This window comes from Corynebacterium sp. HMSC28B08 (genome assembly GCF_001806865.1).
Classification (GTDB): domain Bacteria; phylum Actinomycetota; class Actinomycetes; order Mycobacteriales; family Mycobacteriaceae; genus Corynebacterium; species Corynebacterium auriscanis.
This window is the reverse complement of the sequence record NZ_KV786164.1, coordinates 1-16040: the sequence shown is the minus strand read 5'-3', so window position 1 is coordinate 16040 and position 16040 is coordinate 1. Positions and strand designations below refer to the sequence as shown.

The window sequence follows — 16040 nt, the reverse complement described above, 5'->3', positions numbered from 1 at the left end:
CCCTACCCCACCAAATAGTGCGTATCGTTGACTGCCCGCACCAATGTTGCTGCGCCGCCATAGAATTCGGCGATGGACAAACTGGCCAGATCAAGGTGCACGGTCCGGTAGACCTCACCCCCGGCATTCATGGCGTAACGCAGCACGGATTTAATGGGCGTGACGTGGCTGACCAGCAGGACGTTCTTCCCTGCGTACTCCCCGGTCAGCTCGTCGATCAGCTCACTCACCCGGCGGTACACCTGCTCCGGGCTTTCCCCCCCGTGGGGTGCCTTGGTGCAATCGGCGAAACACTCCGCTTGTTCTTCCGGGTGGTCGTCTCTCACTTCGCTAAACCGGCGCCCCTCCCAATGTCCGAAGTCCATTTCAATCAAACGCTCATCGACTTCCACAGCTTCCTCATCCATGCCTAAGGCCGATGCCGCGGTCAACGCCGTCTGCTTAGCGCGCTGCAGCGGCGAACTCACGATAGCGGCAACGCCACCGCGGCTAGCGAGGAACCGCGCAGCCTGTTCTGCCTGCCACTGCCCCATGTCTGTCAACTCCGGATCAGAAAGTCCGGAATACTGTCCATCCACACTCATCTGGGTCTGCCCGTGGCGTAGCAGCAAAAAGCGGGCTGGACGACGACCTCCGTGCCAACTGGAGGTGGGCGCCGGACTGGAGGTGGGCTCAGCGCTAGGGGAAGATTTGTCCGTCATATCTTGGAACCACTCTCCACCTTCGCCGTCGTCCATCGCGCGATTGGCCAATTCATCAGCGCGTTTATTCTGCGCGCGCGGAACCCACGTGTAATTCACCGCCGCAAAGTCGGCACCCAGCTGCTGTGCTTTGGCAGCCAGAGGCTTCAAATCAGGGTGCTTGACTTTCCAGCGCCCACTCATCTGCTCGACGATCAGCTTGGAATCCATAAACACATCGAGTTCCACGTCACCGGGTTTCACCCCTTTTTTCGACGCCACCTCGGTCGCCAAGGCCAAGCCATTGAGCAGACCATAATACTCCGCGAAGTTGTTTGTTGCCTTGGCGAAGTATTCCCACCGCGCCGCAAGTTCTTGCTTGTTCCCGCGAACCGCACTGGCGGCATCCACGATGGAACTCCCCGCCCCCGCGACCCCGGGATTTCCGCGTGATCCGCCGTCGCATTCCAAACGTAATCGCATGGTGAAGGTACCCCTTTCGTGAACGAAATAACTATTGGGAAAGACTACCGCGCCGGGTTAGGAAGTTTTCTCCGTGGGCTGAACCAAAAACACATTGCACTCGGGGCAGCGCAGTAAATGATCGAGGCCCGTCGTGCGGAATTCCTTCATGCTCATGGGGTCCAGCTCCATGAAGCACCCTTGGCAGGTCACCCCCTTGAGTTCAGCCACGCCCACACCGTGTTCTTCCAACTGGCTCTCATAAGCTGCCAAGACCTGGGGCGCTAAGTCGCTTTTGGCCCGCGCGATCCTGGCACGCACGGCGTCCAAGTCGGCCTTAACCGCATTTTCCGCTCGTTGCAGCTCTTCGCGGGCCTGTGCAATATCGGGGCCGGCTTCTACGTTGTCCTCATGGCTGAAACACTCCGCCACGCGCTCCACGCGCCCCAATTGATTCTCCAAGGCATCAAGGCGCACCCTAGTGCTGCGCAGGTCATGCTTAAGGTCTTTCCGCTTTTCTGGGTCGGTCTCCGCACTCAAGGCATCCGTATTCGCCTTCGCCCGCGCGCGCAGCTTCGCTATGTCTTGCCGCAGCCGGTGCTCGCTAGCACGGTGTTCTCGATGGTTCGCCCGAGTGCGCACCTCGCGTTCCCGCTGTTCACGCAGCTCTGCTTCCAGCTCGTCCACCCGGTGGCGCTCAGGCAGCGAGTCCAATCGCGCCTCCAAGATAGATTCCTTCTCCGAATCTCGGGCCAGAATCAGCAGCGCTTCTCGGTCTTTAGCTGTGCACTTCATCCCGGATTCCTCTCATTCCAGCTTCCTCCCACATGCACTGTCCATGGATCAGTGCGGATATCGATGACAGTAGTGGTGACGTTCGTTTCCCTCTCTACAACGTCGGCAGCCTGCTCACACCACGGAAACTCCGATGCCCAGTGTGCAGTATCAATTACCGGGCAGCCACCCATCCGCAAATGCTCATCCACAGGGTGATGGCGCAGGTCGCTCGTCACGAAGCAATCCACGTCCATTCCCGCAACCTGGGTGAGGAAGCTATCCCCCGCTCCACTTGCCACGGCCACGGTGCGGATCATCGTGCCCGGGTCGCCAGCTGCGCGCACACCCCACCTGGTCTGCGGCAGGCGCTCGGCCACCCGCACGGTGAATTCGTGCAAAGTCATAGGAGTATCCAATTCGCCTACACGGCCAATACCCTGATCCGCTGGGCCAGTGTGGGAATCTACAACGTCATAGGCTACCTCTTCATATGGGTGTACATCGAGCAACGCCCGCCGCACCTTTTCCCGAATCCGCCGGGGTGCTACGAACTCCACACGCAATTCCTCCACGGTCTCCAACCCGCCCCCGGCGCGGCCGATATGTGGATTGGCGCTATCTGTCGGAGCGAACTGCCCGGTGACCGGATACTCAAAACACGCCTTCTCGTACTCGCCCACATTGCCAGCCCCTGCTGCAAAAACGGCGGCTTTGACCGTGGGGGCGTCGGTAATAGGTACCGTGAAACCCCACTTATCCAGTGGCTCTTCGATGGGGCGCAGCGGACGGCCGGGGTGCACGCCCAGCAGCTCGGCCAGTTTGTCATTCACACCCGGGCGGGCGGAATCCGCATTGGTGTGCGCAGCAAACAGTGCGATCCCGTTGGTGAGCAGCTGGTGAATCACGCGCCCTTTGGGGGTGTTGGCTGCCACGGAATTCACCCCGCGCAGCAGCAATGGGTGGTGGACAACCAGCATCTGCGCGCCGCTGTCGATCGCGCGCTGGGCAACCGCATCAGTACAATCCAACGCGAACGCCACACGATCAACCGCTGCCTCCGGATCCCCGCAGATCAGGCCGACCCGGTCCCAATCCTCGGCCAAGTGCGGCGGGTATGCCTGGTCCATGGCCGAAACCACGTCGGCAACGGTGGTGTTGCCTGGATTCTTCTGCGGGGTCATCTGGTGGATAGTCCTTTCCCATAGCTTGTTCCACCCCCACCCTAGCGAGAACACAGACACCGCGACGGCCCCGTCATGCACACTTGACAGCGTGAAGGATCCAAAAGTTCTGCTTATTGACGTCGACGGTACACTCACCGATTCCTACCCCGGTATCCGCGCCAGTTTTCTGCACGCCCTCGCGGACAACGGCATTCCGGCTCCGAGCGAGGACTTTATTCGCCGCATTCCCGGTCCGCCGATGGTGGAGACCATGCGGTCGCTAGGGTTAGAGGGCTCTTTACTCGACGCCACGTTGGATTCGTATCTCGTACACCAACGGACCGTCGGGTGGAAACAGGCCGCAGAGTTTCCCGGCATGAAGAAACTGCTGGCACAGTGGAAAGCTGCTGGTTACGTTTTGAGTACGGCAACCAGCAAGTCGGAGTCCTCCGCGGTTCGCCTACTGCAACACTTTGGAATGCTCGAGTATTTCGATGTGATCGCCACCGCCAGCGATGATGGCTCGCGCCGGGCGAAGGCCGAGGTCGTCGAGTTTGCGCTGCAGGAACTACAGAAGCTCAGCCGCGAGCAGGGATGGGCGATGCCCGCCCCGCAGCAGTTACTCATGGTGGGCGACCGCATTCACGATATCGAGGGGGCACGTCACTACGGTATCCCCGTTGCCCTCGTGGAGTGGGGATACGGCAGCGATGAGGAGCGCGCGCAGGCCGATTTCGTGGTGGCCACGCCTGAGCAATTGGCGGACCTGGCGCGCTAGGTAGTGTTTTAAATATGAAGATTTCTGTTGTGTGTACGGGAAATATATGCCGATCCCCCATGGGCGAAGTCATGTTGCGCTCCGCCCTAGAGCAAGCAGGTCTAGCCGATGCCGTGGATTTGAACTCATGCGGACTGGGCGGTTGGCACGTCGGTGACGGTGCCGACCGGCGCGCTGTGGCACAGCTCAAGCAGGATGGTTATGATGGCACTGCCCATGTGGCCGCGCAATTCGGTCCGGAACACGCGGATGCCGACATGTTCCTGGCGATGGATCATGGGCACGTCAGCGGACTGATCGATAACGGTGTGGATCCGCACAAGATCTATCTATTCCGCGCATTCGATCCGGCCAGCCATACCGGGGAGATCGATGACCACAACGCCCCAGAAGTAGATGACCCATATTATGGCCCCGAGAGCGGGTTTGCCACCACTGCCTTTGAAATCAACAACGCGTTGCCTGGCATCACCAATTTCGTTCGCAAGCAGGTGGAAGCTGGCGCCTAGAAGCGCTCGCCACCCTTGTTTTTACTACGCCCGCCAAAGCCCGACCTATCTCCGAGGTGCGTGCGCTGGCGGCCATATCGATCGACCAATTGGTTTGGCTCGGCGGTTTCCGGTGCAACCGCGGCTGCCCGATCCTTTTCTTCCAATTTACGTTCGCGCCATTCGTTGCGAATCGCCCAAGCCAACCCAATGGGCGCAAGGATGCCAAACGCGATCCACTGAATGCCGTAAGACAGGTGCGGGCCATTATCCAACTGCGGTAGCGGAATGGGCCGAGGCTTGTTGTCCCCGCTACCTGTTGCCTCATTCCCTGTTGCCTCATTCATGGCATTCAAGCTTTCAGCATCCAATTGCACGTAATCGTGGGCTAGTTCGATTCCTTGCGCCTTGCCGATGGTGCTCGTGTTGATCACCTGAGTTTGTGGTACACCGTCAGCATTTACCACATCAGAGGTACTGCCTTCACCCAGTCGAACGAAGCCGGTGACAGTACGTTGCCCCGTCGGCGGCGCTGGAATATCGACGGCTTTCACGCCCTCGGCTGGGGGGATCCACCCGCGGTTCACTAAGACCGTCAGCCCGTCTGTGGTCTTAAACGGAGTGAGCAGCTGGAAAGCGGGATTGGAATCCACAGGCCGATTGTGGAGCAACACCTCCTTGGCGGGTTCGAACTGCCCCTGGAGGGATACGTGTGTCCACTCCTTGTCAGTGCCCACGGGGCCTTGGTCGGGTAGTACTTCTCCGGCGGGAACTGGATCGTGCTCTAAGGCCGCCTGCAGTCGATGATTAGTTTCGCTCTTACGCTCACCCTTCCCCAATTGCCACGGCGCAAGGAATGAAAACGCGAAATAGGTGAACATCAACACTAGAATCGCAATGGCAATCCAACTAGGAGTGAGAAACACTTTCCACCCTGCCCGCTGGGTGCTTTTACCATCTGTCGCTGCCACTTGGTTCACCTGTTCCACTCTATGCGCACCTGCAATACCGCGTTCAGACGAAAACGAACCCCACCGGCCACATAGTGTACCGATGGGGTTTCTTCATCATTGTGCGCCCTGACGGGTTCGAACCGCCGACCTGCTGGGTGTAAACCAGCTGCTCTTCCAGCTGAGCTAAAGGCGCGAAGCAGGTATTACCCTAACACGATACCTACGCACTTAACCAAACCGCTGGTCAGAAAGGCTTTTTCGAGGCCTTCCTCAACGCTACTGCTTTTTGTAACCGCGGTTAACAAGACATGCGCCTTGCCAGTTTCCAAAACGATCAGATTTGGTCTGAACCATGCCAGCCAACTGCGCGGATTCGGCTACGTCTGCGGGCTCGAGCGCACCACTTTTACCTGGCGCGGGTGTGAGCAACCAGATACGACCGTCATCACTGAGGTTGCGCGTTGCATCCACGAGCCCATCCACAAGGTCACCGTCGTCCGCGCGCCACCACAGCAGCACAACGTCCACCACCTCATCGGTGTCGAAATCCAGCAGCGCCTCCCCCAAAGCGTCTTCAACTCCCTCACTGATGGACGAGTCGCAATCCTCATCCCATCCGAGTTCCTGAACGACGTCATCGGACGAAATACTCAACACAGCCGCCCAGTCGTGGCCTGCCTGACCTTGGTCCATGGCATCCGCCTTGTCGACGGCTGATCCAGGGGCGTTACCCACAGTGGTTTATTACCTTTCCTTCGTTGCACTACTTTTTGTTCTTTTGGTTACCGACGCCACCACGTTCATCGAACACGGCCACGCCCATGGCAACCACTTCCATTGAAATTAACACAATCGGGGACATTTGCACCGGGAATGTTCCAGCATGCCCAAAATCGGCGTGATCCCAACTGATCTGGTTATACCTCTATATCCACCCAAGACACGTCTCGGTTTTTAGTTGTAAGTTCGGAAGGTGTGTACTGCGGGCACCGGGCCACCCCGACCCAGTGCCGACCGATTCCTACAAGGAGGGCTGCAACATGGCCGATGACGAGCAGAAATCCCGTGACAGTAACTTCACCCTAATCAGGGACGGCGTGGCGTCGTACTTAAAAGACCACGACCCCGAAGAAACCCAAGAGTGGATGGATTCGCTGGACGGCCTGCTGGAGGAAGCGGGACCGGAACGTGGCCGCTACCTCATGCTGCGTCTACTGGAGCGCGCAACGGCCAAGCGAGTGGCGCTGCCACCCCTCCTGTCCACCGACTACGTCAACACCATCCCCACCACGATGGAGCCGGACTTCCCGGGCGACGAAGAGATGGAAAAGCGTTACCGGCGCTGGATCCGCTGGAATGCCGCGATCATGGTGCACCGCGCGCAACGCCCAGGCATCGGTGTGGGCGGGCACATTTCGACCTACGCCGGCGCTGCCCCACTATACGAGGTGGGGTTGAACCACTTCTTCCGCGGGAAGGACCACCCGGGCGGGGGCGACCACGTGTTCTTCCAAGGCCACGCCTCCCCAGGCATGTACGCCCGCGCCTACTTGGAAGGCCGCTTGAATGAAGAGGATCTGGACGGGTTCCGCCAAGAAGCGTCTCGGCCAGGGCACGGCCTGCCTTCCTACCCACACCCACACGGCATGCCGAAGTTCTGGGAATTCCCGACCGTGTCCATGGGCTTGGGCCCAATGGATGCGATCTACCAGGCACGCTTCAACAAATACCTCCACGGTCGTGGGCTCAAGGACACTTCCGACCAGCACGTCTGGGCCTTCCTCGGCGACGGCGAGATGGACGAGCCAGAATCGCGCGGCCTCATCCAGTTCGCCGCGTTGAATAATCTGGACAACCTCACGTTCGTGATCAACTGCAACCTGCAGCGTTTGGACGGCCCGGTTCGCGGTAACACGAAGATCATTCAGGAGCTGGAGAGTTTCTTCCGCGGCGCAGGATGGAATGTCATCAAAGTTGTCTGGGGGCGCGAATGGGATGCACTCCTGGAGAAAGACACCGACGGTGTGCTGGTCGACCTAATGAACAAGACCCCCGACGGCGATTTCCAGACGTTCAAGGCCAATGACGGCGCTTACGTGCGCGAGTACTTCTTCAACCGCGATCCACGCGCAGCCAAGCTGGTCGAGGACATGACGGATGAGGAAATCTGGAACCTACGCCGTGGCGGTCATGACTACCGTAAGATCTACGCCGCCTACAAGAAAGCACTGGAAACCAAGGACCAACCAACGGTCATCTTGGCGCACACCATCAAGGGGTATGGTCTGGGCCACAACTTCGAGGGTCGAAACGCCACCCACCAGATGAAGAAACTCACACTCGACGACCTCAAACTCTTCCGCGACAAACAGGGTGTGCCGATCACCGATGAGGAGCTGGAGAAGGATCCGTACCTGCCCCCTTACTACAACCCAGGACCGGATTCGGACGAAGTCAAATACATGCTCAATCGGCGTAAAGAGCTGGGCGGGTTCCTCCCCGAGCGCCGAGAGGCGTACAAGCCGCTGCAGGTACCCGGCGTAGAAACATTGAAATCCGCGCTCAAGGGTTCAGGCAAACAAGAGGTCGCCACCACCATGGCCTTGGTGCGCATCTTCAAGGACCTGATGCGCGACGACGAGATCAAAAAGCGCCTGGTACCCATCATCCCCGACGAGGCCCGCACGTTCGGATTGGATTCCTGGTTCCCCACGCTGAAGATTTACAACCCGCACGGCCAGAACTACACCCCGGTGGATCACGACTTGATGCTCTCCTACCGCGAATCCACGGAGGGCCAAATCCTGCACGAGGGCATCAACGAAGCCGGTTCGATGGCATCGTTCATCGCTGCCGGCACGTCTTATGCCACTCACGGCGAGGCAATGATTCCGCTGTACCTCTTCTACTCTATGTTCGGTTTTCAGCGCACGGGTGATTCCATCTGGGCAGCTGGCGATCAAATGGCCCGTGGTTTCCTCATCGGCGCCACCGCCGGTCGCACCACGCTGACTGGTGAGGGCCTGCAACACATGGACGGGCACTCCCCGCTGCTGGCGGCGACGAACCCAGCCGTGGTCTCCTACGACCCTGCCTTTGCCTACGAGATCGCTTACATCGCACGCGAGGGAATCGATCGGATGTACGGCGAAGGGCGCGGCGAGAACGTCATTTACTACCTCACCGTCTACAACGAGCCGATGCATCAGCCTGCGGCGCCAGAGGACTTAGACGTCGACGGCCTGCTCAAGGGGATCTATTTGTACTCCCCTGCGGACCGCCTGGCGGATTCTGGCGAGGCCGAAAAGCTGCAGTTCACCGCGAATATCCTGGCCTCGGGCGTGGGTATGTCGGCCGCCATCGAGGCCAAGCAAATGCTGGCCGACTACGATGTCAACGTCAACGTGTATTCCGTGACCAGTTGGAATGAACTCGCGCGTGACGGCCACGCAGCCGAGCTGGCAGAGCTTCGCGATCCCGCCGCAGAGCCCCGCGTGCCGTTCTTGCAGCAAACTCTGCAAGATGCCACGGGCCCGTTCGTCGCTGTGTCCGATTTCACCACCGGTGTTCCCGAGCAGATTCGCAAATGGGTTCCCGGCGAGTACGTGGTACTGGGGGCCGATGGATTCGGCTTCTCGGACACTCGCGAGGCCGCACGTCGATACTTCAATATCGACGCCGCGTCCGTCACAGTCGCCGTCCTCCTCGGTCTCGCTCGCGAAGGCAAGATCGAGCGTTCAGTGGTCAGCGAAGCCGCCAAGCGCTTGCAGATAGATGACCCCACCGCGGTCTAACCCAAACAGGCCCTGATCGCCCGATTCACATCCTCCGGGCGCTCCACGGGCAACATGTGGCCGGCTTCGTCGAATTCACGCAATTCCGCAGCCGGCCATAGTTCTGCCATGATCCATGATTGCTCGGGCGTGGCCACCGTGTCGTTGCACCCTGCCAGGATGACCCCGGGGATCGTGCGCAGGTAGGGCACACTATCGCGTTCGTCGTGGCTAGTGAGGTCATCCAAGTAACCCAGGATCGTGCGCATCGGCACGCTTTCGATCTCGCGTGCGTGAAAATCTACTACGTCATAGCGCGCGGATTTCCCTTGCTCTAGGGATCCGTAGTACACCGCCGCTGCAATAACCGGTTTGATCAGCCACTCAACCCGCTCTTTGACCCCTTCGGCAAACGCGGGCGTGTGGTGCCCGGCCGCGCGCATGGCTCGCACGGGCAGCGCTCGCAGCATACGAGTCACTCCGCGCGCCGCAAAGGGGTCGATAGCACCGTTGGCGACAACGATCCCCTGCACGCGGTCGCGTTCCGCTGGCGTCATGTGCCGCAGCGCCCCCAACACAGTCATCACCCCAAGCGAATGCCCCACCAGCACCAACGGCCCCCGAGGAGCCAGCTGACGAATCATCAGAACCAAGTCCCGCGCCGTTAAGTCGGTCCCCAGCATCACCTGCTCCTGGTGGGCCTCATGTCCCCCGGCGCTACCGGCGTGCCCACGTAAGTCCGGTATCAACTGCGTGGCAATCGTGTGCTCACCGCGCAGCGCCTGAACTTGGAAGCACCATGATTGCGCACTGAGGGTGAACCCATGCGCATAAATCACGTTCACCCCGCCCTCGGCGCCGGCAGCCTGCCCCTCGACCTCAAATACCCGCAACCTCGCCCCATCGTCAGCGCACAACCATCGCACGTGGTCGACGTTGGTTAACCCCGGCACCTCGTCGGCCGCGCTGCGCATCCGTTTTTTGAACCGACGCCACCACGCCCTGACCACTCGCATTACTCCACGAGTTTTGGATACCTGCGGCACGGTTGCTCCTTGCTAAGATAAACGGCACATCTTTGACTCAAATACTCTAATGCACCCGAACCGGGTTATAAGGAGAATGCATGTCTACTGCCGAGGGCTCCACCAGCGGAATTTCTGAGGACACCAAACGGAAGCTCGCCCAGAGCCTAGGGGGAAACGTGACTGGGTCCAGCGTGGCGTCGGCAAAAGAAAACCACCACGACCAGCTGGAGAATGGCAAGGTGCTGGGCGAAGTGACCCGCATTCTGGAGGCGACGACAGGTATCGAGCGCGAAGAGATGAACAGTAACGCGAGGTTGGATGAGGACCTTAATGTGGACTCGCTGTCCAAGGTGGATACCGCGGTGCGCCTGGAGGAAAAGTTTGGCGTGCGAATTGAGGAAGACGACATTATGCAGGCCTCCACGGTAGGCGATCTGGTGGAACTGGTGGAGCGAAAGCAGAGCGAGAAGGGTGAGCAGCGTGACTGACACTGCGTTGGCCGACCGCCTGCGCGAGATCCACGACTGGCCGGTGGGCAAAGCCGCCGCCGCGGTGATCCACGACGGTGACACCACCACCGAGGTACGCAACTGCTCCGAAACCGACACGTTTGCGCTAGCCAGCGTGAGCAAACTAGTGACCGCCTACGCGCTCCTCATCGCCGTGGAAGAAGGCGCGTTCGAACTGGACGACCGCGTGGATGCGGATCTGGTGGAAACGCTTGAGGGCAATGCCCCACCGACAATCCGTGACCTACTGGCGCATGCCTCTGGCGTGGGTTTCAAAGAACACGCACAGGAAAAACCGGCCCACGATCGCCGCATCTATTCCTCCGCGGGTTACGAGATCCTCGCCGAGTACCTAGAGCGTGCCACCGAGATCCCCTTTGCGACGTATGTGGCTCAGGCCATCTGCGAACCCCTCGGGATCTCCATCCTGGTTGAAGGCAGCGCGGGGCACGGTTTCAGCTCCGATCTGCGTTCCATGACCGCGCTTGCCGGTGAATTCTTGACGCCCACCTTGCTCAGCGAGCACACACTCAGCGAGGCCCTCGCCGTCCACTACGACAAACTGACGGGAGTGGTCCCTGGCTACGGGCGCCAAATTCCGTGCCCGTGGGGTTTAGGGTTTGAGCTACACGGCCAGAAGTCCCCCCACTGGCTGAGCGCTGACATGCCCACGGATGTAGCGGGGCACTTCGGTCAGTCCGGCACGTTCTTATGGGTACACCGGCCCACGAACCGCGCTGCGGTGGTCCTGACCGATACCGCGTTTGGAGACTGGGCCAAGCAGCGGTGGGACGGTTTCAACGGGGGCATCTGGGCGGCTACAGCCAGTGGTTCTTCTTAAACCAGGCGTACATCAGGAGCACAGCCAACAAAATGACCAGGAGCGTGACGGGGTAGCCGTATTGCATGTGCAGCTCCGGCATATTGTCAAAGTTCATGCCGTAAATGCCGGCGATGAGCGTGGGGACGGCCGCCATTCCAACCACAGCCGAGATGGTGCGCATATCTTGGTTTTGCTGCAGGGTGATCTTTGCCACGGATGCATCAATCAGCGAGGTCAGGCGTGAATCGAAACCCTCTACGCGCTGGGTTGCGGTGATCGCGTGGTCCAGCACATCGCGGAAGTAGCTTCGCAGTAGCTTGTTGACTTTGTCCTTGTGATCAGTGGACAGCGCCTTGAGGGCGGGCAGTAACGGCTCTGTGGCGTGGCGCATTTCCACGATTTCCCGTTTATACATGTAAATGTGCTCAATATCGATGGGGCGGCCTGGGGTGAAGACTTCTTCCTCCAGCAGATCGACTTCCTCGCTTAACAACTGCGCAATGCGGGCGTACTCATCAACCATGAGGTCGGCGACTTTCCAGGCCAGCGCAATGGGGCCCATGTCGCGCAATTCGGGTTCGTTGGCGAGGTGCTGCAACGGTTCGATGGGTTCCGAGTTGTGGCGGATGGTCACGATGAAGTCGTGGCCGATGATCATCTGAACCTCACCCGTGCTAATGATTTCGCGGGTGTTGGTGACTTGCTCTTCCTCTACGTAGTGCACGTCGCGCACGACGAAGAACAGTTGGTCATCGTAGCGTTCAATCTTGGGTCGTTGGTGGGCCACAATGACGTCCTCGACGATCAGTGGATGTATGTCGAATTCTTCCGCCACACGATCCATCTGAAACTCATCTGGTTGATTGAGGCTCAGCCATACGAATCCCTGCCCTAGTTCTTCCACCTCTCGCCGAGCCGCCAGCATGGTGTACTCCCCTGGCTTGGCCTCACCATCGATAATCACGCGACAGTGATCGACGGCGCGCTGCACGGGTACTGTGAGACCGGCCTTGGGCTTCTTCGCTGACCGGGTGAGGCGCGACAGGCTCACTTTGCGGGCACCGGGCACTGTGGGACGCCGGCTGGGGATTCCTGCGCCGTCGCCGAGGGCTGTTGTTTTTGTAGTGGCCGTCTTTTTCATCGACGCCGCATCGTCCCTGCGCGCACTCCCATTAGAAGCAAGGGGGCGATCAAGCTTGCGCAAACGGGCTGCTCGACTATCCCGACGCGGGTCGTTGGCTCGGTTATTCGTCATACTTGAGCTCCTTATCCGGATCGAACAGATGACACCCGAAAGCTTCACCCTGCGCACATTGGGGCCACTCGCGCAGGCGCGAGCGCGACCCCTCATCAAACAATTCACTTTACCGCGCGGAGGCACTATGGAGCTACCCCGGCCTAGAGACAGCAAAACCCCAGCTCGTAAACGAACTGGGGAAATGTAAATTGTGGGGCTAGCGGGGCTCGAACCCGCGACCAGCGGATTATGAGTCCGCGGCTCTAACCGACTGAGCTATAGCCCCAGCAATCAAGATTCAACCACATTGCCAATCCCCTCTGAAATCTACCCCCTCCTTCCATCCCTCCTTACAACCCTCCTTACAACCCTATCCTCTTGAGATCTACCCCCTTGCCTTTGAATTTCCTCGCCTTCACAAACCTAGGAATCATCCGTCTGACGTGGCGATTTGTAAGTTCAACCAAAAGCAATATAGAGTATGGACTCGTTGCACAGCGCACCGGCGCTGAGTACAGAAACATATTCCCCCATAGCTCAGTTGGCAGAGCATTCGACTGTTAATCGAAGGGTCACTGGTTCGAGCCCAGTTGGGGGAGCAATCGCACACCCCGTCTTATCAGGCTAAATAGCTGGTAGGGCGGGGTTTTTCGTGTTCTGCACGGGTGTTGGGTTTCAGTGTGTTTTAGCCTGTTTTAGCGCCTATTGTCGTCAAAATGTCGTCACGTTGTTGTCACCCGAGACGCAAAAAAGACCCCCACCACAGGGAGCATAAGCTCAACCCATGACGGGGGTCATTCGTAGTTTCACTGGTTCGGAGGATTCCGCGCATTCTCGTCCACGATCCGCTGAATCGTCTGCGCCTTCGGCAACGGCGGTGGCGGGGGCTTCGCCCCGGTGCGCATCCATTCCTCAAACTCACGTAGCGGACGCACAAGAGTGAAGTGTCCCAGGTTTTGTTCTGTCTGAGTAGATGTGAAAATCTGGAACACGCCAAGAAAATTTGATCAGGATGCGAAGGGCCGCGTCGTTCGCTTGGTGGAGGACCACATCCTGGCCGAGAACATGTCGATGCAGGCCGCCTGCCAGGGCAGTGGCGCCGAAGCTGAGCGTCTCATGGCAGACAGCTCGGCAGTGGACACAAACTGCTCGCCGCGACGGTCGTATTGCCGAGCCGTTGCCCGAAAACCTCGTGGCAGAGGTAGCCAAGCTTCGGCGTGAGAATCAAGAACTTCGCGACACCAACGAGCTGCTAAAGGCCGCGTCAACTTTTTTCGCCACGGAACTCGACCCACAACGTTAAGAAATGATCCAGCTCATCGATAAACACCGGAATCATTTCACCGTCGAGTTCATCTGCACGACGTTAAACACCCACCGTGTTGGCGGTTTCCTTACCTATCGTGGGTACCGCCAATCTAAGACTCGGGGAATAAGTGTCCATAGCCTTCGCGACGCCACCCTAGTAGAGCGCATGACCGAAATTCATAAACAAAACTACGGTGTCTACGGAATTCGCACAATGTGGCACGCGCTGCGCCGTGAAGGAATCGACATTGGACATGAACAGACCGCGCGTCTGATGCGCCTTGCAGGTGTGTCTGGCACAAAGGTAAAAGCCGGTCTCCCATGACGACACAAAAGCCCAAGGGACCCCAACACTCGCCCCGACTTAGTGGGTCGTGCGTATCGAGCCTGTGGGCCAAATCGGCTATGGGTGGCAGACATTACCTATGTGCGCACCAGAAAAGGGTTCGTGTACGCCACCTTCGTGACTGATGTGTTCTCCCGTAGGATCGTCGGCTGGGCGTTGTCTGATTCGATGCGCACCGAAGCGTTGCCGTTGCAAGCACTCAATCAGCCCATTGTGTGCGCCAAGAAGACCACCGGTCTAGTTCACCACTCGGATCACGGCTCGCAATATGTGAGCATTATCTACAATGAGCGTCTTGCTGAGCATGGAACTATCGCGTCGACCGGCACTGCTGGTGACTGTTATGACAATACACTGGCTGAAAACGTCAACGGTTCCTACAACAACGAACTGATTCATACCAGGTTGTAGACCGACGTGGTTGATGTCGAGATTGCCACGTCTGAGTGGGTGACCTAGTGGAACGAATCAAGGCTCCACCAGAGCCTGAGCTACCGGGCGCCGGCGAATGTTGAATCAGAGTTTTGGAGTCGCAACCCTTCCCAAGAAATAATGGAAATCAAGGCACAAACCTAGGAACAAAACCCGAGACACTTCAGTGTATGGGGTGAGGGTGGTTCTCCAATTTTGGTTTTATTGGGTAAGAGAACCCCAGCTGCTGTGTCTTGCAGGCTGGGGTTTCCTGTTTGTGGTTTAGCTAGTTTTGGCCTTTGAGGAATCTGACTGCGTGGGTTATTGAAATGCCAGGGTTGTCTTTGCGGTATTGAGGGACTTCTTGAGGAGTGGGGTTATTTGCTGTAGTTGGCTTTCGGTTGTCGTTTTGTGGTGTGTATTTCCAGCACCAGAAGACGACTAGGGCTGCGAGGGCGCATCCGGAAGCGATGAGGGGTTTCCCATCGATTCCCCAAAATATTGCAGCTACTAGTAGTGCTGTTCCTCCGGTTATTACGAGTCCTTTTTCGAACATTTCCTTAACCTTCGATGACTTGTTTTATTGGAAGCATTCGTTACGGATGCTTGTGACCCCGAAGAACTCTCCAGCGAGGGCTGCGAGGGTACCACCAGCGGCTTGCATTTTTTCGTAGGAGAAGCTGGCTCCCCACATGATTTGTACTGCTTCCTTGAGGCCGCCTAGATCCTTAATTAGGCGCTTGATTTTAACGATTTTTCCGAGACTTACGGCGTTAGTGCCTATGAAGAAAGCGATGGCTGTCGTGCATCCAGCGACGCTTGCTCGTGTGGCTGTTGCTTGATGCTCGGCGATCCATTGTTGTGTTGCTTTGTCGCCTTTTTGCAGGACTTCATCTGGGATGGAGTCGATGAGCTTTAGTGCTTGCTCAACGTCTTCTGCTTGTGGGGCTAGGCGTTGGTCTTTTGGTGCTTCGAGAAGCTGACGCTCTTTGGCGGTGGCGTGTACTGGGGCTTCTGCTGCATTTGCAGTGTGGGTGCTGGTGAATGGTAGGGCTAGAGCGAGTCCTACTGCTGCGATTTGGCGTGCTCTTAACATGGGTTGTGTTGTCTCCTGCCTGAAGGTCTGAAACCTCGGTGGCTTGGTTTTGTCCGGTCGTGGACCGTACCCATTTGGGAGGCTATCAGTTCAGTTTTCTTACGTCTACGTGTTTACGTGAGAGTGTCAGATGGTTTGAGTGTGGGGTTCCACCACATAGTCTGAAGGATGAAACATTATGACAACTATGTCTCCGAAGAAACATCAG

Annotated in this window: 16 protein-coding genes and 3 tRNA genes; 8 read left to right on the top strand and 11 right to left on the bottom strand. The window is 58.2% G+C overall.

Translation table 11 applies throughout. From position 1 onward, the window contains the following. Positions 1-2: 2 nt before the first annotated feature. The 3 genes from HMPREF3098_RS04490 to HMPREF3098_RS04480 are packed head-to-tail and all read right to left on the bottom strand — an operon-like array spanning position 3 to position 3100. The gene (locus HMPREF3098_RS04490; protein WP_070434161.1) at positions 3-1163 is read right to left on the bottom strand and encodes a bifunctional RNase H/acid phosphatase; all 1161 of its coding nucleotides are present in this window, start codon (positions 1161-1163) and stop codon (positions 3-5) included. A 57-nt stretch (positions 1164-1220) separates the two neighbouring features. Beyond that, positions 1221-1937, bottom strand: coding sequence for a zinc ribbon domain-containing protein (locus tag HMPREF3098_RS04485; protein WP_070434160.1), 717 nt, complete (start codon positions 1935-1937; stop codon positions 1221-1223). Further along, positions 1934-3100 (bottom strand): Nif3-like dinuclear metal center hexameric protein, encoded by a 1167-nt coding sequence (locus HMPREF3098_RS04480; protein WP_070434159.1) that lies wholly within the window; start codon positions 3098-3100, stop codon positions 1934-1936. The genes HMPREF3098_RS04485 and HMPREF3098_RS04480 overlap by 4 nt, the downstream gene beginning before the upstream one ends. A gap of 91 nt (positions 3101-3191) precedes the next feature. On the opposite strand from HMPREF3098_RS04480, the gene HMPREF3098_RS04475 reads away from it, so the two are divergent. After that, a complete protein-coding gene (locus HMPREF3098_RS04475; protein ID WP_070434158.1) occupies positions 3192-3860 on the top strand; it encodes an HAD hydrolase-like protein in 669 nt (222 codons plus the stop codon). A gap of 14 nt (positions 3861-3874) precedes the next feature. Then, a complete protein-coding gene (locus HMPREF3098_RS04470) occupies positions 3875-4369 on the top strand; it encodes a low molecular weight protein-tyrosine-phosphatase (RefSeq protein ID WP_070434157.1) in 495 nt (164 codons plus the stop codon). Here the strand turns inward: HMPREF3098_RS04470 and HMPREF3098_RS04465 are convergent. From HMPREF3098_RS04465 to HMPREF3098_RS04455, 3 genes are all read right to left on the bottom strand, one after another. After that, entirely contained in the window at positions 4366-5328 is a 963-nt protein-coding gene (locus HMPREF3098_RS04465; RefSeq protein WP_168155990.1) for an SURF1 family cytochrome oxidase biogenesis protein, read from the bottom strand. The genes HMPREF3098_RS04470 and HMPREF3098_RS04465 overlap by 4 nt on opposite strands. Positions 5329-5421: 93 nt before the next feature. Next, positions 5422-5494 (bottom strand) — tRNA-Val (locus HMPREF3098_RS04460). A gap of 83 nt (positions 5495-5577) precedes the next feature. Next, positions 5578-5994 (bottom strand): DUF3052 domain-containing protein, encoded by a 417-nt coding sequence (locus HMPREF3098_RS04455; RefSeq protein WP_070434179.1) that lies wholly within the window; start codon positions 5992-5994, stop codon positions 5578-5580. A gap of 347 nt (positions 5995-6341) precedes the next feature. On the opposite strand from HMPREF3098_RS04455, the gene aceE reads away from it, so the two are divergent. Beyond that, complete coding sequence (aceE, locus tag HMPREF3098_RS04450; protein ID WP_070434156.1) at positions 6342-9095, top strand: pyruvate dehydrogenase (acetyl-transferring), homodimeric type; 2754 nt, start codon at positions 6342-6344, stop codon at positions 9093-9095. On the opposite strand, the gene HMPREF3098_RS04445 is transcribed toward aceE, so the two are convergent. Beyond that, positions 9092-10120, bottom strand: a complete 1029-nt coding sequence (locus HMPREF3098_RS04445; protein ID WP_141739667.1) for an alpha/beta fold hydrolase — start codon at positions 10118-10120, stop codon at positions 9092-9094. The genes aceE and HMPREF3098_RS04445 overlap by 4 nt on opposite strands. An 80-nt stretch (positions 10121-10200) precedes the next feature. On the opposite strand from HMPREF3098_RS04445, the gene HMPREF3098_RS04440 reads away from it, so the two are divergent. Then, on the top strand, positions 10201-10590 hold the full coding sequence (locus tag HMPREF3098_RS04440) for an acyl carrier protein (RefSeq protein ID WP_070434154.1): 390 nt from the start codon (positions 10201-10203) through the stop codon (positions 10588-10590). Next, positions 10583-11452, top strand: coding sequence for a serine hydrolase domain-containing protein (locus HMPREF3098_RS04435; protein ID WP_070434153.1), 870 nt, complete (start codon positions 10583-10585; stop codon positions 11450-11452). The genes HMPREF3098_RS04440 and HMPREF3098_RS04435 overlap by 8 nt, the downstream gene beginning before the upstream one ends. Here HMPREF3098_RS04435 and HMPREF3098_RS04430 read toward each other — a convergent pair. Both HMPREF3098_RS04430 and HMPREF3098_RS04425 read right to left on the bottom strand, forming a co-directional pair. After that, positions 11430-12689 carry a magnesium and cobalt transport protein CorA gene (locus HMPREF3098_RS04430; RefSeq protein ID WP_141739666.1) on the bottom strand — a complete coding sequence of 420 codons (1260 nt, stop codon included), beginning with the start codon at positions 12687-12689 and terminating at the stop codon, positions 11430-11432. The genes HMPREF3098_RS04435 and HMPREF3098_RS04430 overlap by 23 nt on opposite strands. 194 nt (positions 12690-12883) lie before the next feature. Continuing rightward, positions 12884-12957 (bottom strand) — tRNA-Ile (locus tag HMPREF3098_RS04425). Positions 12958-13197: 240 nt separating this feature from the next. Between HMPREF3098_RS04425 and HMPREF3098_RS04420 the strand changes: the two genes are divergently transcribed. Continuing rightward, positions 13198-13270: transfer RNA gene (locus HMPREF3098_RS04420), tRNA-Asn, on the top strand. Positions 13271-13448: 178 nt separating this feature from the next. On the opposite strand, the gene HMPREF3098_RS11970 is transcribed toward HMPREF3098_RS04420, so the two are convergent. Further along, a complete protein-coding gene (locus HMPREF3098_RS11970) occupies positions 13449-13580 on the bottom strand; it encodes a hypothetical protein (RefSeq protein ID WP_256364844.1) in 132 nt (43 codons plus the stop codon). A 397-nt stretch (positions 13581-13977) separates the two neighbouring features. On the opposite strand from HMPREF3098_RS11970, the gene HMPREF3098_RS12060 reads away from it, so the two are divergent. Both HMPREF3098_RS12060 and HMPREF3098_RS11265 read left to right on the top strand, forming a co-directional pair. Further along, entirely contained in the window at positions 13978-14304 is a 327-nt protein-coding gene (locus tag HMPREF3098_RS12060; RefSeq protein WP_141739665.1) for an IS3 family transposase, read from the top strand. A gap of 42 nt (positions 14305-14346) precedes the next feature. Further along, positions 14347-14736 carry a DDE-type integrase/transposase/recombinase gene (locus tag HMPREF3098_RS11265; RefSeq protein WP_141739664.1) on the top strand — a complete coding sequence of 130 codons (390 nt, stop codon included), beginning with the start codon at positions 14347-14349 and terminating at the stop codon, positions 14734-14736. A 580-nt stretch (positions 14737-15316) separates the two neighbouring features. Here the strand turns inward: HMPREF3098_RS11265 and HMPREF3098_RS04405 are convergent. Then, positions 15317-15832: a hypothetical protein gene (locus HMPREF3098_RS04405; protein ID WP_035113319.1), complete on the bottom strand. Its 516-nt coding sequence runs from the start codon at positions 15830-15832 to the stop codon at positions 15317-15319. Positions 15833-16040 lie beyond the last annotated feature (208 nt).

Coding starts and splice junctions, on each gene's coding strand:
- aceE (WP_070434156.1), top strand. CDS start 6,342: ATGGCCGATGACGAGCAGAAATCCCGTGACAGTAACTTCACCCTAATC.
- HMPREF3098_RS12060 (WP_141739665.1), top strand. CDS start 13,978: ATGATCCAGCTCATCGATAAACACCGGAATCATTTCACCGTCGAGTTC.
- HMPREF3098_RS04490 (WP_070434161.1), bottom strand. CDS start 1,163: ATGCGATTACGTTTGGAATGCGACGGCGGATCACGCGGAAATCCCGGG.
- HMPREF3098_RS04430 (WP_141739666.1), bottom strand. CDS start 12,689: ATGACGAATAACCGAGCCAACGACCCGCGTCGGGATAGTCGAGCAGCC.
- HMPREF3098_RS04405 (WP_035113319.1), bottom strand. CDS start 15,832: ATGTTAAGAGCACGCCAAATCGCAGCAGTAGGACTCGCTCTAGCCCTA.
- HMPREF3098_RS04485 (WP_070434160.1), bottom strand. CDS start 1,937: ATGAAGTGCACAGCTAAAGACCGAGAAGCGCTGCTGATTCTGGCCCGA.
- HMPREF3098_RS11970 (WP_256364844.1), bottom strand. CDS start 13,580: ATGGATGCGCACCGGGGCGAAGCCCCCGCCACCGCCGTTGCCGAAGGC.
- HMPREF3098_RS04455 (WP_070434179.1), bottom strand. CDS start 5,994: ATGGACCAAGGTCAGGCAGGCCACGACTGGGCGGCTGTGTTGAGTATT.
- HMPREF3098_RS04480 (WP_070434159.1), bottom strand. CDS start 3,100: ATGACCCCGCAGAAGAATCCAGGCAACACCACCGTTGCCGACGTGGTT.
- HMPREF3098_RS04470 (WP_070434157.1), top strand. CDS start 3,875: ATGAAGATTTCTGTTGTGTGTACGGGAAATATATGCCGATCCCCCATG.
- HMPREF3098_RS04440 (WP_070434154.1), top strand. CDS start 10,201: ATGTCTACTGCCGAGGGCTCCACCAGCGGAATTTCTGAGGACACCAAA.